We start from the raw sequence: 16,891 nt of genomic DNA, 5'->3' as shown, positions 1-16,891 counted from the left end.
ACGGTCGGCGCATTCGTAGGGTTCCCCGTATCGAGGGGGACGACTCGTTCGTACGACCGTACAAAGGTGCGTCGCGGGCGGAGTCCGACCGGGCGTCCGGCCCCGCCCGGCGGGGCGGACCGCACGCACCGGCACAGACCGCTCCCGCCCCCCGCCCACCACGCCTCACCCCGCACCCCGTACGCGAGAAAGGGCCCAGCCGTGGCCTCCCCGCCCCCCTCCGCCGCGCCCGCGCGCCTCGTCGTGCTGGTCTCCGGATCCGGTACGAACCTCCAAGCGCTGCTCGACGCCATCGCCGCCGACCCCGAGGGGTACGGGGCGCGGATCGTGGCCGTCGGGGCCGACCGGGGCGGCATCGTCGGGCTGGAGCGGGCCGAGAAGGCCGGTCTGCCCACATTTGTCTGCCGGGTGAAGGACTACCCGACCCGGGAGGGCTGGGACCTGGCACTCGCCGAGGCCATCGCGGCGTACGAGCCGGACCTGGTCGTCTCCGCGGGGTTCATGAAGATCGTGGGGAAGCACTTCCTCGCCCGGTTCGGCGGGCGGACCGTCAACACGCACCCCGCCCTGCTGCCCAGTTTTCCCGGCGCCCACGGCGTCCGTGACGCCCTCGCGTACGGCGCCAAGGTCACCGGATGCACCGTCCACTTCGTCGACGACGGCGTCGACACCGGCCCGATCATCGCCCAGGGTGTGGTCGAGGTCCGGGGGGACGACACGGAGGACGCGCTCCACGAGCGCATCAAGGAAGTCGAGCGAAGGCTGCTCGTCGACGTCGTGGGGCGGCTGGCCCGCGACGGCTATCGCATTGAGGGACGAAAGGTTCTGTTGCCGTGAGTAGCAAGCGGGAGATCCGTCGCGCGCTGGTCAGCGTCTATGACAAGAGTGGGCTGGAGGAGCTGGCGCGGGGTCTGCACGCGGCCGGGGTCGAGCTCGTCTCCACCGGCTCGACGGCCGGGCGCATCGCGGCCGCCGGAGTGCCGGTCACCAAGGTGGAGGAGCTGACCGGCTTCCCCGAGTGCCTGGACGGCCGGGTCAAGACGCTGCACCCGCGCGTCCACGCCGGCATCCTCGCCGATCTGCGCCTGGACGCGCACCGCGAGCAGCTGGCGGAGCTCGGCGTCGAGCCGTTCCAGCTCGTCGTGGTCAACCTGTACCCGTTCAAGGAGACCGTCGCCTCGGGCGCCTCCGCCGACGAGTGCGTCGAGCAGATCGACATCGGCGGGCCCTCGATGGTCCGGGCCGCAGCCAAGAACCACCCGTCGGTGGCCGTCGTCACCAGCCCCGAGCGGTACGCGGACGTGCTCGCGGCCGTCCAGAGCGGCGGCTTCGACCTGGAGGCCCGCAAGCACCTGGCCGCCGAAGCGTTTCAGCACACCGCGGCGTACGACGTGGCCGTGGCCTCCTGGATGACCAACGTGTACGCCCCCGAGGAGGGCGCGGTACTGCCCGGCTTCCTCGGCGGCACCTGGGAGCGCAAGTCCACCCTGCGCTACGGCGAGAACCCGCACCAGGCCGCCGCGCTCTACACGGACGGCCGGCCGGGCGGCATCGCCAACGCCGAGCAGCTGCACGGCAAGGAGATGTCCTTCAACAACTACGTGGACACCGAGGCGGCCCGGCGCGCGGCCTACGACCACGACGAGCCCTGCGTCGCGATCATCAAGCACGCCAACCCGTGCGGCATCGCGGTCGACGCCGACCTCGCCGCCGCCCACCGCAAGGCCCACGAGTGCGACCCGCTGTCCGCCTTCGGCGGTGTCATCGCGGTCAACCGCCCGGTGACGGTCGCCATGGCCGAGCAGGTCGCGGAGATCTTCACCGAGGTCATCGCGGCACCGGGGTACGAGGACGGGGCGCTGGAGGTCCTGGCGCGCAAGAAGAACATCCGCGTCCTCAAGGTCGACGGCACCCCCCACCAGCCCGGCGACCTCAAGCCGGTCTCGGGCGGCGCCGTGCTCCAGCAGACGGACGTCTTCCAGGCCGAGGGCGACGACCCGGCGAACTGGACGCTGGCCACCGGTGAGGCGCTCTCCGCGGACGAGCTCAAGGAACTCGCGTTCGCCTGGAAGGCCTGTCGGGCCGTCAAGTCCAACGCGATCCTGCTCGCCAAGGACGGCGCCTCGGTCGGTGTCGGCATGGGCCAGGTCAACCGGGTCGACTCCGCCAAGCTCGCGGTGGAGCGGGCGGGCGAGGAGCGGGCGCGGGGGGCGTACGCCGCCTCCGACGCGTTCTTCCCGTTCCCGGACGGGCTGGAGATCCTCACCGCCGCGGGCGTGAAGGCGGTCGTGCAGCCGGGCGGATCGGTGCGGGACGAACTCGTCGTGGAGGCCGCGAAGAAGGCGGGCGTCACGATGTACTTCACCGGGACGCGGCACTTCTTCCACTGAGCGGCGCCGGCCCCGGGCGGCCTCGTCCGGTCGGCCTCGCCCCGGGCGGCCCGGGGGCGCATACGCCGAGGGCCGCACCCCGTGTGCGGAGTGCGGCCCTCGGAGCGGGTGCGTCAGTAGCGCGGGCGGTTGAACCAGGCCGCGCCGTCGCGGGTCATCATGGCCGCCGCCATGATGCCGCCGAAGGCCAGCCACAGCAGGGCGATGACCACCGCGCTGGAGCTGCCGGCGTCGGCCGCGGTGGCCAGGATGAGGATGCCGACCAGGGCGCCCAGGATGCCGTAGACCATGGTCGTGATGCGCACGCCCTGGCCGCCGCGCGAGAGCCGTGCGCCGAGCGTGATCGACAGGGCGGCCAGGCCGAGGGCGACCAGGGCGATGAGGACCATGACGCCGGCGGCGGCGTGGCCGAAGTCCGAGGCGAAGTTGTCGCCGAAGGTGTCGTCCGTCTTGTCCGACGCGTCGTCCGCGACCGCCGCGAAGAACAGCCACGCCAGGCCGCTCAGCACCTGGACCGCGCCCACGATGAACAGGAACACCCGGGCGGTCTGCATGAGGCCCGGCATCTGCGGGGGCATCATCATGCCGCCGGGGTACCCCGGGTACGCGGGCTGCTGCGGGTAGCCGTAGGGCTGCTGCTGCGGCGGGCCCTGGGGGGCCGCCGGGTAGCCGTAGCCCGGCGGGCTCTGCGGCGGCGGCGGGGGTGCCTGGCCGTAAGGGTTGTTCGGGTCGCCGAAGCTCATGGCGGACTTCCTCCGTTGTTCCGTGCGGGGACGACGCGGCCCGAGCGGAGGAAAGATGATGTGTGAGCGGTTCGCCCCCCGGCACTGCCCGCGGTACTGCACGCATCATCGTTCTCAACGGGACATAAGTTTGTCCAGCCGGACGCTGGATGTGTTGTGCAAGTGCAACTTGGGCGATCATCACTCGCCCTGGAAGAATGGGAAACATGACCGCCCAGATTCTCGATGGCAAGGCCACCGCCGCAGCGATCAAGTCCGATCTGGCCGTCCGCGTGGCGGCCCTGAAGGAGAAGGGGATCCACCCCGGTCTCGGCACCGTCCTGGTCGGCGAGGACCCCGCCAGCCAGAAGTACGTGGCGGGCAAGCACCGCGACTGCGCCCAGGTGGGCATCGCCTCCATCCAGCGCGAACTGCCCGCCACCGCCACGCAGGAGGAGATCGAGGCGGTCGTCAGGGAGCTGAACGAGGACCCGGAGTGCACCGGCTACATCGTCCAACTCCCGCTGCCCAAGGGCATCGACGAGAACCGCGTCCTGACGCTGATGGACCCGGCCAAGGATGCGGACGGGCTGCACCCGACCAACCTCGGCCGCCTGGTGCTCAACGAGCCGGGCCCGCTGCCCTGCACGCCGTACGGGATCATCCAGCTGCTCCGCGAGCACGGGGTGGAGATCAACGGCGCCGAGGTCGTGGTGGTCGGCCGCGGGGTCACCATCGGGCGCCCGATGCCGCTGCTGCTGACCCGCCGCTCGGAGAACGCGACGGTGACGCAGTGCCACACCGGCACCCGTGACCTCGCCGCCCATCTGCGCCGCGCCGACATCATCGTGGCCGCCGCCGGGGTGCCGCACCTGGTCAGGCCCGAGGACGTCAAGCCGGGCGCGGCCGTCCTCGACGTCGGCGTCAGCCGCGACGAGAACGGCAGGATCCTCGGGGACGTGCACCCCGGGGTCACCGAGGTGGCGGGCTGGGTCTCGCCCAACCCGGGCGGCGTCGGCCCGATGACCCGCGCCCAGCTGCTGGTCAACGTCGTCGAGGCGGCGGAGCGCGGCGCGTCCGCGAGCTGACCGGAAAGGGACCGAGGCATGGACGCCGACACGAGTACGGCAGACGCCGGCTCCGGCGGGGACGACCCCGCCGAGCCGTCGGTGAGCGGCGCTCGGCCGTCCTCCGACAAGGCCGTGGCCGCCGCTCCCGCCCCCCGCCGGGCCTCCCGGCGGTTCCCCTCGGTCACGCGGTACACCGCGCGGCCCGAGGGCGGCGGACGGGCGGCCTCCGGGACCGCGCCGGCGCCCGCGCGCCAGTGGCCGCTGCTGAGCGTGCTGGGGTCGACCGGGTTCGGGCTGCTGCTCGTCTCGCTCGACCTCTTCCGGGTCGGGCTGATCATCATCGGCCTTGCCCTGCTGGCGGGCGGGGTGCTGCGCTGGCTGCTGCCCTCGGTGGGGATGCTGGCGGTGCGTTCGCGCTTCACCGACATCACCACGTACGGGGCGCTCGGCGTCCTGATCGTGCTGCTCGCCCTGGTGGCGCAGCCCAGGCCCTGGCTGGACATCCCGTTCCTGGAGGACGCGGTCCGCTTCACGGTGCGCTGACCCGCCCGGAACGTCCCGTAAGTACACGGAACATCCCGTAGGCGGACGGGACACCCGGTCAACAGAACGGCGCCCGTCCTCTCCCCCGTGGGAAGACGGGCGCCGTCTGTCCCCCGTGGACGTAAGAGTCATGGACGCGCCAAGGCGGCTACAAGGGAAGCCGGAGGCCTGTGGCGCGGAGGTGACCGTTCCGCAACTGTGTGTGCGTCGCGCAACAGCCGCCCCCGGGCGGCGGGGGCCTTGATGACGACACCCTCCGCCGATGGGAGGATGGGGGCGGAACAGGGGCCAAGGGTGTGCCGGGGGCGGCATCGGCCTCGGGGGCACATCGGGCACAAATGGGGGGACAAGGGGGAAGCACATGCCTCGCTGGAAGGCGCTGCCGGAGGAACTCGACCCGCAGGTGCGGGAGTTCGCCAGCCAGCTGCGCAGACTGGTCGACCGCAGCGGACTGAGCCTGGCGGCGGTCGCCGACCGCACCGGCTACAGCAAGACCTCGTGGGAGCGCTATCTGGGCGGCAGGCTGCTGGCACCCAAGGCCGCCGTCGTCGCGCTCGCCGAGGCCACCGGCACCAATGCCATCCATCTGACCACCATGTGGGAGCTCGCGGAGCGGGCCTGGAGCCGCGCCGAGATGCGCCACGACATGACGATGGAACAGATCCGGATATCCCAGGCCCGCGCGGCGCTCGGCGAGTTCGGCCCGCCCCCCGGCGGCGGCGGACCGCAGACCCCGGCCCCCCGGCGCACCGCCGAGCCGCTGCCCACCGCTCCCCGCCCCTCCGGCCTCGGCGCCCCCGGGGCCGAGCCGGAGGCCGGCTGGGGCGTGCCGCCCCGGGGCCCCGAGCGCGCCCCGGGCGGCGGGGACGGGCCCGGACCGGGCCGGCGCCGGCCCGCCCTGATCGCGGCCGGTGTCGTGGGCGTCCTGCTCGTCATCGCCGCGGTCGTCCTGCTCACCGGAGTGGGGAGCGGCGGCGACGACAAGGCATCCCCGGCGGCCTCGGCCACCCCCACCACCGCGGCGCCCTCGCTGCCCGCGGGAGTGAAGTGCGTCCGCGACAGCTGCACCGGACAGGACCCGGAAACGATGGGGTGCGGCGGCGCGTTCGCGAAGACGGTGGCGTCCGCGAAGATCGGCGCCGCCCTGGTCCAGGTCCGCTACAGCCCGACCTGCCAGGCCGCCTGGGCCCGTATCCAGCAGGCCGCGCCCGGCGACGAGGTGCGGATCAGCTCGGGCGCCACGGCGGGCGGGACCGGGACGGTCGACGCCGACAAGGACGCGTACACCCGGATGCTCGCGGTCGACGGGCCCGGCTCGGCCCAGGCCTGCGCGACCCTCGCCTCGGGCCGCAAGGGCTGCACCACCGCGCGGTGAACGCGCCCCGGTGGTCCGGACGGGCCACCGGGTGAGGCGTCCCACAGGGGGGCGGGGGTTCGGGAGGGCCGGGGTCGGATAGCCTGACCGCTGGATGTCTCTTCACGTCAAGATTCAGTTCGGGACACCGCGGGACGAGCCGCTCCCCGAGCCGGGCCTTGACGTGAGGAGACAGCCGGAACTAGGGGGCACAACCCCCACCACCTGCTGTTCTAAACGGAGATCGCCATGACCCGCACTCCCGTGAATGTCACCGTCACCGGCGCGGCCGGACAGATCGGCTACGCGCTGCTCTTCCGTATCGCCTCCGGTCACCTGCTCGGCGCGGACGTGCCGGTCAACCTCCGTCTGCTGGAGATCCCGCAGGGCCTGAAGGCCGCCGAGGGCACCGCCATGGAGCTCGACGACTGCGCCTTCCCGCTGCTGCGCGGCATCGAGATCACCGACGACCCGAACGTCGCGTTCGACGGCGCCAACGTGGCGCTGCTCGTCGGCGCCCGCCCGCGCACCAAGGGCATGGAGCGCGGTGACCTGCTCTCCGCCAACGGCGGCATCTTCAAGCCGCAGGGCAAGGCCATCAACGACAACGCCGCGGACGACATCAAGGTCCTCGTCGTCGGCAACCCGGCCAACACCAACGCCCTGATCGCCCAGGCGGCGGCCCCGGACGTCCCGGCCGAGCGCTTCACCGCGATGACCCGGCTGGACCACAACCGGGCCATCTCGCAGCTCGCGAAGAAGACCGGCGCGGCCGTCTCGGACATCAAGCGCCTGACCATCTGGGGCAACCACTCGGCCACCCAGTACCCGGACGTCTTCCACGCCGAGGTCGCCGGCAAGAACGCCGCCGAGCTGGTGAACGACGAGGCGTGGCTGGCCGACACCTTCATCCCGACCGTCGCCAAGCGCGGCGCCGCGATCATCGAGGCCCGTGGCGCCTCCTCGGCCGCCTCCGCCGCCAACGCCGCCATCGACCACGTGTACACGTGGGTCAACGGCACCGCCGAGGGCGACTGGACCTCCATGGGCATCCCCTCGGACGGCTCCTACGGCGTCCCCGAGGGCCTCATCTCGTCCTTCCCGGTCACCGTGAAGAACGGCACGTACGAGATCGTCCAGGGCCTGGAGATCAACGACTTCTCGCGCGCCCGCATCGACGCCTCGGTGCAGGAGCTCAAGGAAGAGCGCGACGCGGTGCGCGAGCTCGGCCTCATCTGAGCCCCTGCCCCGCCGGTCGGAGGCCGGCCGGCTGCGCGAAGCCGGTGAGGCCCCCCGGGGCCGAGCCGTGCGAGCGGAGCCGTTCAGGATCGGTGCGCGACGCGGTGCGCGAGCTCGGCCTCATCTGAGCCCCTGCCCGATCCAGCGCCACCTGAGCCCCGGCTCACCCATCACCCCCGTCGGCCCCACCGGGCCGCCGGGGGTGGTCTTTTTGGCGTACGACACGGACGGCGCCCCTCCTCTACGCTGTGACCTCTGTCACAGGCAACTCGCCTGTGGATGTGGGGAGTTCGCTCATCGGGGGGACCGTTGACGCAGACCGACCCGGCGCGCCGTCCGGGCCGTCGGGGGCCGGGGGGTCCGTCCGGCGCGAGGGCGCCCGGCACCAGCGAGGCCACCCGGCTGCTGTGCGCGGGCGCGTATCTGGACGGCACCTTCCGTGACGCCGTCATCGACGAGCTGTACGTCCACGAGGAGCGCATCGCCGCGCCCTCGCTCGGCATCGACGCGGCGCGCGTGCTGGCGCACGCCCTGCGCGCCCGGCGCCTGGAGCTCGGCTGGTCCGCCGGGATCGTGCTGCTGTGGGTCGTGGCGGTACCGCTCACCCAATGGCTGATCCTCATCTACCTCCCGGCGTTCGCGCTGTTCACGCTGGCCGGCTGGATCCGGGGGCCGCTGGAGCGGCCGCCCCTGGCCCGCCGGTTCGTCGCCTGGTACGTGCGCTGGGGCGGCTGGGGGTTCTACGGGTGGGCGCTGGTGTTCCTGCTGGAGCCCGCGCTGCGGGGCGGGGCGGCCGAGCTGCCCGCCGACCTCGCGCGCACCTCCGGCGACGCGCGCATCCAGGCCTGGTGCGCGCTGGTGCTGCCGCTGCTGCTGGCCTGGGCGGTCGCCATGCAGCGCGGCCAGTTCGCCAAGTCGCTCACCGAGGAGCTGTCCCGGTCCCGCTTCCCGACGCTCACCGCCGACCCGGCCGAGGCCGCCGAGGGCGTCCGCTTCCAGCGCCTGTCCCGCCGCATCCGCGCCGAGCAGCACGCGCCGCTGATCCTCTACCGCGTCGCCAACCCCTTCTGCGGCGCGGGCCGGCCGTACGAGCCGTGGTCGCTCTCCGTGGAACTGCGCCCGCGCGAGGGCCGCGAGCCCGAGCCGCTCGACAACAGCGCCATCCTGCGCCGGATCGTGCCGCTCCTGGAAGCGCTGCGCGTCCCCTCCCCGCACGGCTCGCCCGAGCTCGCCGACGCGGTCCGCGACCGGCTGCGGGAGCTGGAGCTCGACGAGATCGTGTTCCTGCCGGTCGTCGGTCTGCCGGCGCGCGCCGACGCCCCGTACACACCGGGCGCCTTCGAGGAGCACCGCGCGCACGCGATCGAGGAGGGCGGCGAGACCCGGCGCCACTTCCTGCGGATCCGGGTCGGCGGCTGGGGCGAGGAGATCGTCACCACCGTCTTCGTCCGGGTCCACACCCAGGGCGGGATGCTGATGCTGGAGGTCGCCCCGCACGTGCTGCGCCCGGTCCGGCAGCTGTACCAGGACGCCGACCGGGCCGCCCACCGCTACCGGCACAACAACCGGTTCGGCAAGGCCGCCTGGGCGATGGGGCACACCCCGGCCGCCGCCGGGCGCGCGGTGCTCACGCTGTGGCGCGGCGCCGTCTCGCTGTGGCGGCTGGCCACCGGCGGGCACGGCCGGGCGCTGCCGGAGGGGCCGGTGCGGGCGGTGCGCGAACTGGGCTCCGACAACGACGCCTCGCTCTTCCAGGAGATGGACGTCAGCCGCTATCTGAAGTCCATCCAGGACCGGGTGGCGAACGGGGTGCGGCTCGCGCTCCAGGAGGCGGGCTGGGAGACGGACGAGTTCGTCCAGAAGATCGTCAACGTCGCCGAGGGGGCGACGTTCATCGAGACCGCCAGGGGTGCCATCGCGATCGGCAACCGCAACACGGTGGTCAGCCGAACGGGCAGAGGCAGAACGGGAGACGGCCGTGGCGACGGATGACGGGCAGGGAAAGGCGCGGGGCGGGATCAGCATCGGCAGTGTGGTGGGCGCGATGGCCATCGGCGACCACAACACCGTCACCCACCAGCAGGGCGGCGCGCCGGTGGACCCGGCGCAGGCGGAACTTCTGCAAGCGATACGGGAGTTGCGCGCGGACCTCGCGCGCGTGGTCGCGGGCGAACGCGTCCGGGCGCTCGACGGCGCGGCGGCCGACGCGGAGGCCGAGATCGCCGCGGCGGGCGCGGCGGGCCCGGGGCGCCTGGCCCGGCTGCGCGCGGCGCTCGCCGACGCGGAGGGCCTCACGGGTGTCCTCGCCTCGGCCGCCGCCGTCGGCCGGACGCTCGCCTCGCTCCTGGGCGGCTGAGCCATGAACGCACGCGGCGGCGGAGCCTGGTGGAACGACGAGACGCAGAGCTGGGAGCAGGGCGCGCCACCGCCCGGCCGGGACGTCCCGCCGTCCCCGGGGCCTCCGGACCCGCCCGTCTTCGGGCCGCCGTACGCTCCACCGCCCCCGCCGCCCGGCCCGCCGCCCTACGCGCCGGTCCCCTACCACGAGGCGGAGACCGCGCGGGCGTACGAGCTGCCGCGCGATCCGGCGCACCCGCCCGCGTACGCGCCGGTGGACCCGGGGCGGCGTCGGCAGCGGGCGGTCGTGGCCGCCGTCGCCGTCGCCGTCCTCGCGGGCGGGGCGGCCGGGGGCTGGCTGCTGTGGGGCAGGGACGACGGCTCCGGGAGCGGGGGAGTGGCGGGGGCCTCGGCCTCGGCGCCGGTGGAGCCGCCGACGGACAGCGCGACCGACGCCCCGACGCCCACGGACACCCCCACCACCACGCCCACCGACGACACGTCCGGCACGCCGGGAGCCACGCACACCGCCACCCCCGACACCGGAACCGCCCCCGTGCCCGAGGGCTACCGCCAGGTGGACGACCCGCTCGGCTGGAGCGTCGCCGTCCCCGCCGCCTGGACCCGTACCGAGGAGCGCGGCAGCGCCCTCTACCGCTCGCCCGACGAGCGGTATCTGCTCCAGATGTTCCGGCTGACGGAACCGGGCATCACCCCGTACGAGGCGATGCGCATCACCTCCGCCAACCTCGGCAACTACCGCGGCTACGAGCAGATCTCGCTGCGCCGCATGGCAGAGGTGACCACCACGGACGCCGCCGAGCTGGTCTACGCGTACAACCGCACCGTCCAGACCGACCGCATCCAGGGCATCGCCCGCGCCTTCGTCGCCGGGAACGGGGTGCCGTACACGGTGCTGGTGTACGGCCCCGACGAGGACTGGCCCCTCCAGCGCGGGATCCTGAACAGGGTGCTGGGCACGTTCGCGCCGGAGTGAGCCCGGGGCGCGCGCCCCGGCCCGTCTCAGCCCGCGCGCAGCTGGTCCGCCGCCTCCCGTACCGCCCTCATCGCGCGGCGCTGGAGGAGCGGGCCGAACGTGATGCGCGCGGCGCCCAGTTCGCCCAGGCGGCGCGGGGTCGGCCCGTCCGCGAGCGCCACCTGGTTGACCGGGGCCGGCACGGCGGCGGCGATCTTCGGCAGATGGCCGGCGGGCGCCCCGTACGGGTAGACGCAGTCGGCGCCCGCCGCCACGTAGGCCCGCGCCCGCGCGATCGTGGCGTCCAGGTCGTCCACGCCCTCGATGTACGTGTCCACGCGCGCGTTGATGAAGAGCCGGTCCCCGGCCGCCGCGCGCACCTCCGCCAGCCAGTCGGCGTGGCGGGCCGGGTCCTTGAGGGCGCCGTCGGCGGAGTCCTCCAGGTTGCAGCCGACCGCACCGGTCTCCAGGAGGCGGTCCACCAGCTCCTCGGGGGCGAGGCCGTAGCCGCCCTCGACGTCCGCCGAGACGGGTACGGAGACGGCCCGTACGATCCGGGCGACCGCCGCGAACATCTCGTCCCCGGGCGTCGCCCCGTCCGCGTAGCCGAGCGAGGCGGCGACCCCCGCGCTCGGCGTGGCGAGCGCGGGGAAGCCCGCCTCCTCGTAGACGCGGGCGCTGGCCGCGTCCCAGGGGCCGGGCAGGATCAGGGGGTCGCCCGCCGGGCGCCCGTGGTGCAGGGCGCGGAAGGCGGCGACGGGGGTCAGCTGTGCCATTCGGTCTCTCCGGGTGCGGTGCGCCGCGCCACCATCAGCCGGTTCCAGCTGTTGATGGCGGTGATCGCGGCGATCAGATGGGCCAGTTCGGTCCCGTCGAAGTGCTGGGAGGCGCGTTCGTAGAGCTCGTCGGGAACGAATCCGTCGGTCAGGACCGTTATGCCTTCGGTGAGAGCGAGCGCCGCGCGCTCGCGCTCGCTGAAGCGGTCGCCCGCTTCGTGCCAGGCCGCGACGAGATCGAGCCGTCCCTCGGTCTCGCCGTGCTCGCGCGCGAGGTCGAGATGCATGTCCAGGCAGAACGCGCAGTGGTTGAGCTGCGAGGCGCGGACCATGACCAGCTCCGTCAGGGTCGGGTCGAGCGCCTTCTTGGCGGCCGCGCTCACCCCCGCCAGGGCCCGGTAGACCTCCTGCGGGACCTGCCAGGCCCGGGCGGTCACTTGTACATCCCGGGGGTGTAGTGGCCGGGCACCATCCGGGTGGTGACGCCGAAGCGGTTCCAGGCGTTGATCACCGTGATCGCGGCGATCAGATGGCCCAGCTCCGTCGCGTCGAACTGCGCGGCCGCCCGCGCGTACACCTCGTCCGGCACGAACCCGTCGGTGAGGACCGTGATCGCCTCGGTCAGCTCGATCGCCGCGAGCTCCCTGGCGGTGTAGAAGTGCTGGGACTCCTCCCAGGCGTTGAGCTGCACGATCCGCTCGACCGACTCGCCCGCCGCGAGGGCGTCCTTGGTGTGCATGTCGAGGCAGAAGGCGCAGTGGTTGAGCTGCGAGGCCCGGATCTTCACCAGCTCGTGGATCACCGGGTCCACCCCGCGCCCGGCCGCCGCGTCCAGCTTCACCATGGCCTTGTAGACCTCGGGGGCGGCCTTCGCCCAGTGCAGCCGGGGCGTGTGCTCGGCGGCGTAGGAGCCGGTCCCGCCCACTTCGTTCCCGCTCATGCCGTCCCCCGTGGTCCCGGTGTTCTCGTTCGTCGCCGTCATACGGATGACGGTACGCGGCACATGTCACACGGGTATGGTCCATTTTCATGGCGGAATCCTGGGCCACTTCCTCCGGAACCCTGGCCGAAGTCTTCGGTGTCGACTTCCATGTGGAGGTGGGCGCGGGCGGGTTGCGCGCGGGCCTCATGGACGCGCTGCGCGAGGCGGTGCGCGGCGGCAGGCTCGCGCCCGGCGCGCGGCTGCCCTCCTCGCGCTCGCTCGCGGCGGACCTGGGGATCGCGCGCAACACGGTGGCCGACGCGTACGCCGAACTCGTCGCCGAGGGCTGGCTCACCGCACGCCAGGGCTCGGGGACCCGGGTCGCCCAGCGGACCGCGCCGCGCCGCCCGCAGCCGTCCGGGCCCCGGCACGCGGCGCGCCGCAGCCCCGCGTACAGCCTGATCGCGGGCAGCCCCGACCTGGCGTCCTTCCCGCGCGCCGAGTGGCTGAAGGCGTCCCGGCGGGCGCTGACGGCCGCGCCGCACGAGGCCTTCGGCTACGGCGACCCGCGCGGGCGCGTCGAACTGCGCACGGTGCTCGCCGAGTACCTGGCGCGGGCGCGCGGAGTCCACGCCGCCCCCGAGCGGATCGTCGTCTGCTCGGGCTTCGTGCACGGCCTGATGCTGCTCGGACGGGTGCTGCGGGCGCGCCGGGTCCGTGAGATCGGCGTCGAGTCGTACGGGCTCGACGTCCACCGGGACCTGCTGGCGCGGGCGGGACTGCGCACCCCGCCGCTGCCGTTCGACGAAGACGGCACGATGACGGGGGAGTTGGGGACGGCGAAGGGACTGGGGGCGGTGCTGCTGACGCCCGCGCACCAGTTCCCGGTCGGGGTCGCGCTCCCGCCGGACCGGCGCGCCGCGGTCGTCGACTGGGCGCGGGCGGTGGACGGGCTGATCCTGGAGGACGACTACGACGGCGAGTTCCGCTACGACCGCCAGCCCGTCGGGGCCCTGCAGGGCCTGGACCCCGACCACGTCGTCTACCTGGGCACGGCCAGCAAGTCCCTGGCGCCCGGGCTGCGGCTGGCCTGGATGGTGCTGCCGGAGCGGCTGGCGGGGGAGGTGGCGGAGGCGAAGGGGGACGTCGACTGGGCGTGCGGCGCGCTCGACCAGCTGACGCTGGCGGAGTTCATCGCGTCCGGGGCGTACGACCGGCATGTGCGGGGGATGCGGCTGCGCTACCGGCGCCGGCGCGACCAGTTGGTGGCGGCGCTGGCGGCGCGGGCGCCGGAGGTGCGGGTGAGCGGGATCGCGGCGGGGCTGCACGCGGTGCTGGAGCTGCCGCCCGGGACCGAGCGCTCGGTGATCCAGGCCGCGGCCTGGCAGGGCCTGGCCCTCCAGGGCCTCTCGGCCTTCCGCCACCCGCGGACACCCGCGGCGCGGGACGCGCTGGTGGTGGGGTACGCGGCGCCACCGGACTGGGGCTGGACGGGGGCGCTGGACGCGCTGTGCAGGGTGTTGCCTTGAGGGGACGGGGGGTGTTGCCCGGTGCTTGTCTGCGGCCCGGTGGTGGCCTGGTTGTGCCTGGGGTTGGTCTGCGGGCCGGTGGTGGGTCGCTCGCGCAGTTCCCCGCGCCCCTGGTGGTGCCTGGGGTTTGTCTGCGGGTGGGTGGGGGCTGGTCGCGCAGTTCCCCGCGCCCCTTGGGGGCCCGGTGTTTGTCTGCGGGCCGGTGGTCGGTTGCTCGCGCAGTTCCCCGCGCCCCTTGGGTACTTCGGGGCGCCGCAGCTTCACGCCCTCGGGCGGGCGGGCGGGCGGGCGGGGTCCGGGCCGCAGGCCCAGGACTCCAGGGGCGCGGGGAACTGCGCGACCAGCCCCCACTCACCCGCAGGTGGACGCGAAGCGGGTTGTGTGGGCCGTAGGCCCGGCGTTTGAGGGGCGCGGGGAACTGCGCGGGCAACCCCCACTCACCCGCACGTCGACGTGAACCCGGCCCGCAGCCGGGGGGCGGGGCGCAGCCCCGGGGAGCCATCTACACCTCGCCCGGAGGCGCCTCCCCGAAGCGCCCCAGCACCAGCGCCCCCGCAACCCCCACCACAAACCCCACCACCGCCAACCACCCCAACCCCACCCGCGTACGGTCCCCCAGCCACCCCACCCCCACGAGCGCCGGCCCGACCGTCTCGCCCAGCACCATCCCCGCCGTCGCCGTCGTCACCGAACCCCGCTGGAGCGCCGACGTCAGGAGCAGGAACGCCGCGCCCCCGCCCAGCAGCAGCGCGTACAGCGCCGGTTCGGCGAGGTCGAAGGAGTCGATGAGCCGGACCGCCACCTCCACCACCCCGAACCCGCAGCCCGCCCCGAGGCCGAGGACCAGTGCCCGGGCCCGTCCGGGCAGGCGTCCGGCGACCGCCCCGGCCAGCAGGATCGCCGCCGCGACCGCGAGCAGCGCCCAGGGCAGCGCGGCGGGCCCGTGCTCGTGGCCCTCCTCGCCGGACGCCAGCCCCAGCATCGCGAGCCCGGCGCAGACGACCCCGACGGCCCCCCACTCCGTACCGGACAGCCGTACCGCCAGCACCCGCGCCGAGACCACCGCCGTCACCGCCAGCGACGCGGCCAGCGCCGCCCCCACCGCGTAGATCGGGACGGCCCGCAGCGCCACGATCTGGAGGACGAAGCCGAGCCCGTCCAGGGCGAGCCCGGCGAGATAGCGCCACTGCCGCACGGCCCGCAGCAGCAGCGCGGGGTCGACCCCCGCCTCCCCGGACCCGGTGGTGTCCGGCCCGGACGCCGCCCGCGCCGCGACGGCCTGGAGAACGGTCGCGGTGCCGTAGCAGACCGCCGACCCCAGCGCACAGATCATCCCAAAGAGCACAGACGGACTGTAATGGAAGGGAGTTCAGGGGGCAGGAGCAGACGGATTCCTCGTCCCGGACGGCCGGGAACTAGGGTGTGGCCGGTTCACGTCCCAGACACCAGACATACGTACGGTTCGCGAGGGGGAGATCCGCAGATGCGCAGATTCCGGTCCACCACGGTGGTGCTCGGCGGCATGGGGGTGCTCGCCGCCACGCTGACGGCGTGCTCCCACGAGCCGGACCGCCGCTGCGTCGACCCGGTCACGCACAAGGAGCTCCCCAAGTACGAGTGCAAGAGCGGCGGCCACGGCTCGTACTACTACGGCGGAAACGTCCGCAACGGCACGGTCTACGGCGGCTCCTTCCGCTCCGGATCCGGCTCGTCCGGTTCCTCCGGCTCCTCGGGGTCCTCCGCCTCCTCGGGCTCCTCCGGCGGCGTCGACCGGGGCGGTCTCGGCGGCCACTCCGGCTCGGGCGGCGGCTGACGGATGCAGCGGCACCGCATCGAACCCCGCCCCGGCTGGCAGCAGACCGTCGAGGCCCAGGGGCTGATCTACCCCCTCACCCGCTACCCGGACGGCTCGCTCCGCCCGTACTGGGACGAGAGCGCGTACTACTCCTTCACCCTCCCCGAGGTCGAGGCGCTGGAGGAGGTCGTCGAGGAGCTCCACGCGATGTGTCTGGCGGCGGCCGCGCACATCGTCGAGAAGAATCGTTTCGCTGATCTCGGCATCACCCACCCGGCGCTCGTCGCCCGGGTCGCCGAGTCCTGGCACCGCCGCGCCGAACTCCCGTCCGTATACGGGCGTTTCGACCTGCGCTACGACGGCAGCGGCCCGGCCAGGATGCTGGAGTACAACGCCGACACCCCCACCTCCCTCGTCGAGGCCGCGAGCCCGCAGTGGTTCTGGATGGAGGAGCGCTTCCCCGGCGCCGACCAGTGGAACTCGCTCCACGAACGGCTGATCGCCGCCTGGAAGCGGCAGGCCCCGCTCCTCCCGCCCGGCCCGCTCCACTTCGCCCACTCGGACGACGACGAGCTCGGCGAGGACCTGATGACGGTGGCGTATCTGCGCGAGACCGCCGAGCAGGCGGGCATCGAGACGCAGGCGCTGTCGGTGGAGCGGATCGGCTGGGACGCTCTGACCGGCCGTTTCGTCGACGACCGACTCCGCTTCATCCGCAGCTGCTTCAAGCTCTACCCGTGGGAGTGGCTGACCACGGACCGGTTCGCGCCGCACGTCCTGGAGACCCTGGACAACGGCGGCGGCACCGGCAGCACCTGCTGGATCGAGCCGGCCTGGAAGATGCTGCTCTCCAACAAGGCGCTGCTCGCGATCCTGTGGGAGCTCTACCCCGGCCACCCGAACCTGCTCCCCGCCTACCTGGACGGGCCGCGCGAGCTGGCCGCCACCGGTGGTTACGTCTCCAAGCCGCTGCTCGGCCGGGAGGGCGCCGGGGTCGAGATCCACCACCCCGGCGCGCCGGCCGCCCCGCGCTCCGAACCCGCCTGCTACCAGGCCCTCGCCCCGCTCCCCGACTTCGACGGCAACCGGGTCGTCCTGGGCGCCTGGGTCGTCGAGGACGAGGCGGCGGGCCTGGGCATCCGCGAGTCGTCGGGCCCGATCACGGACGAGTACGCGCGGTTCGTCCCCCATGTGATCCGCTAGCGGATACGGCGGGGCCGGGCGCGTCCGGCCCGGCC

The 16,891-nt window shown here is 73.9% G+C and carries 17 protein-coding genes; 12 read left to right on the top strand and 5 right to left on the bottom strand.

The annotated features are described in order from the left end of the window. The first annotated feature begins 201 nt into the window (after nt 1–201). The gene (gene purN, locus AC069K_RS26625) at nt 202–837 is read left to right on the top strand and encodes a phosphoribosylglycinamide formyltransferase (RefSeq protein ID WP_478620603.1); all 636 of its coding nucleotides are present in this window, start codon (nt 202–204) and stop codon (nt 835–837) included. Next, nucleotides 834–2,390 (top strand): bifunctional phosphoribosylaminoimidazolecarboxamide formyltransferase/IMP cyclohydrolase, encoded by a 1,557-nt coding sequence (gene purH / locus AC069K_RS26620; RefSeq protein ID WP_358833043.1) that lies wholly within the window; start codon nt 834–836, stop codon nt 2,388–2,390. Before purN ends, purH begins: the two co-directional genes overlap by 4 nt. Before the next feature lie 113 nt (nt 2,391–2,503). Here the strand turns inward: purH and AC069K_RS26615 are convergent, their stop codons facing one another. Further along, entirely contained in the window at nt 2,504–3,133 is a 630-nt protein-coding gene (locus AC069K_RS26615) for a hypothetical protein (RefSeq protein WP_365103800.1), read from the bottom strand. A 206-nt stretch (nt 3,134–3,339) separates the two neighbouring features. Here AC069K_RS26615 and AC069K_RS26610 point away from each other — a divergent pair, with 206 nt between their 5' ends. From AC069K_RS26610 to AC069K_RS26580, 7 genes are all read left to right on the top strand, one after another. Further along, complete coding sequence (locus AC069K_RS26610; RefSeq protein WP_365103803.1) at nt 3,340–4,200, top strand: bifunctional methylenetetrahydrofolate dehydrogenase/methenyltetrahydrofolate cyclohydrolase; 861 nt, start codon at nt 3,340–3,342, stop codon at nt 4,198–4,200. An 18-nt stretch (nt 4,201–4,218) separates the two neighbouring features. Beyond that, a complete protein-coding gene (locus AC069K_RS26605; RefSeq protein ID WP_478620598.1) occupies nt 4,219–4,725 on the top strand; it encodes a DUF3017 domain-containing protein in 507 nt (168 codons plus the stop codon). A 361-nt stretch (nt 4,726–5,086) separates the two neighbouring features. Continuing rightward, a complete protein-coding gene (locus AC069K_RS26600) occupies nt 5,087–6,100 on the top strand; it encodes a helix-turn-helix domain-containing protein (RefSeq protein WP_478620594.1) in 1,014 nt (337 codons plus the stop codon). A 228-nt stretch (nt 6,101–6,328) separates the two neighbouring features. Next, nucleotides 6,329–7,318: a malate dehydrogenase gene (locus tag AC069K_RS26595; protein ID WP_365103812.1), complete on the top strand. Its 990-nt coding sequence runs from the start codon at nt 6,329–6,331 to the stop codon at nt 7,316–7,318. A 279-nt stretch (nt 7,319–7,597) separates the two neighbouring features. Then, nucleotides 7,598–9,310 carry a hypothetical protein gene (locus AC069K_RS26590; protein WP_478620591.1) on the top strand — a complete coding sequence of 571 codons (1,713 nt, stop codon included), beginning with the start codon at nt 7,598–7,600 and terminating at the stop codon, nt 9,308–9,310. Continuing rightward, entirely contained in the window at nt 9,297–9,674 is a 378-nt protein-coding gene (locus tag AC069K_RS26585; RefSeq protein WP_478620588.1) for a hypothetical protein, read from the top strand. Before AC069K_RS26590 ends, AC069K_RS26585 begins: the two co-directional genes overlap by 14 nt. A 3-nt stretch (nt 9,675–9,677) precedes the next feature. Beyond that, a complete protein-coding gene (locus AC069K_RS26580; protein ID WP_478620585.1) occupies nt 9,678–10,652 on the top strand; it encodes a hypothetical protein in 975 nt (324 codons plus the stop codon). A gap of 26 nt (nt 10,653–10,678) precedes the next feature. Here AC069K_RS26580 and AC069K_RS26575 read toward each other — a convergent pair whose 3' ends face one another. Genes AC069K_RS26575 through AC069K_RS26565 form a run of 3 tightly spaced genes read right to left on the bottom strand, consistent with a single transcriptional unit; the run spans nt 10,679 to nt 12,347 of the window. Further along, nucleotides 10,679–11,398 (bottom strand): isocitrate lyase/PEP mutase family protein, encoded by a 720-nt coding sequence (locus AC069K_RS26575; protein ID WP_365103964.1) that lies wholly within the window; start codon nt 11,396–11,398, stop codon nt 10,679–10,681. After that, a complete protein-coding gene (locus tag AC069K_RS26570; RefSeq protein ID WP_358836117.1) occupies nt 11,395–11,844 on the bottom strand; it encodes a carboxymuconolactone decarboxylase family protein in 450 nt (149 codons plus the stop codon). The genes AC069K_RS26575 and AC069K_RS26570 overlap by 4 nt, the downstream gene beginning before the upstream one ends. Continuing rightward, nucleotides 11,841–12,347: a carboxymuconolactone decarboxylase family protein gene (locus AC069K_RS26565; RefSeq protein WP_358836123.1), complete on the bottom strand. Its 507-nt coding sequence runs from the start codon at nt 12,345–12,347 to the stop codon at nt 11,841–11,843. The genes AC069K_RS26570 and AC069K_RS26565 overlap by 4 nt, the downstream gene beginning before the upstream one ends. 89 nt (nt 12,348–12,436) lie before the next feature. Here AC069K_RS26565 and pdxR point away from each other — a divergent pair, with 89 nt between their 5' ends. Further along, a complete protein-coding gene (gene pdxR / locus AC069K_RS26560) occupies nt 12,437–13,858 on the top strand; it encodes a MocR-like pyridoxine biosynthesis transcription factor PdxR (protein WP_478620582.1) in 1,422 nt (473 codons plus the stop codon). Nucleotides 13,859–14,360: 502 nt separating this feature from the next. Here pdxR and AC069K_RS26555 read toward each other — a convergent pair. Then, a complete protein-coding gene (locus AC069K_RS26555; RefSeq protein ID WP_478620747.1) occupies nt 14,361–15,191 on the bottom strand; it encodes a DMT family protein in 831 nt (276 codons plus the stop codon). 150 nt (nt 15,192–15,341) lie between these two features. On the opposite strand from AC069K_RS26555, the gene AC069K_RS26550 reads away from it, so the two are divergent. Both AC069K_RS26550 and AC069K_RS26545 read left to right on the top strand, forming a co-directional pair. Further along, the gene (locus tag AC069K_RS26550; RefSeq protein WP_365103827.1) at nt 15,342–15,671 is read left to right on the top strand and encodes a hypothetical protein; all 330 of its coding nucleotides are present in this window, start codon (nt 15,342–15,344) and stop codon (nt 15,669–15,671) included. 3 nt (nt 15,672–15,674) lie between these two features. Continuing rightward, entirely contained in the window at nt 15,675–16,856 is a 1,182-nt protein-coding gene (locus AC069K_RS26545; protein ID WP_365103830.1) for a glutathionylspermidine synthase family protein, read from the top strand. Nucleotides 16,857–16,891: the final 35 nt, after the last annotated feature.

This window comes from Streptomyces sp. NPDC043908 (assembly GCF_056435525.1).
Note: the sequence above shows the minus strand (reverse complement) of the source record. Positions and strands in the feature narration are given on the sequence as shown.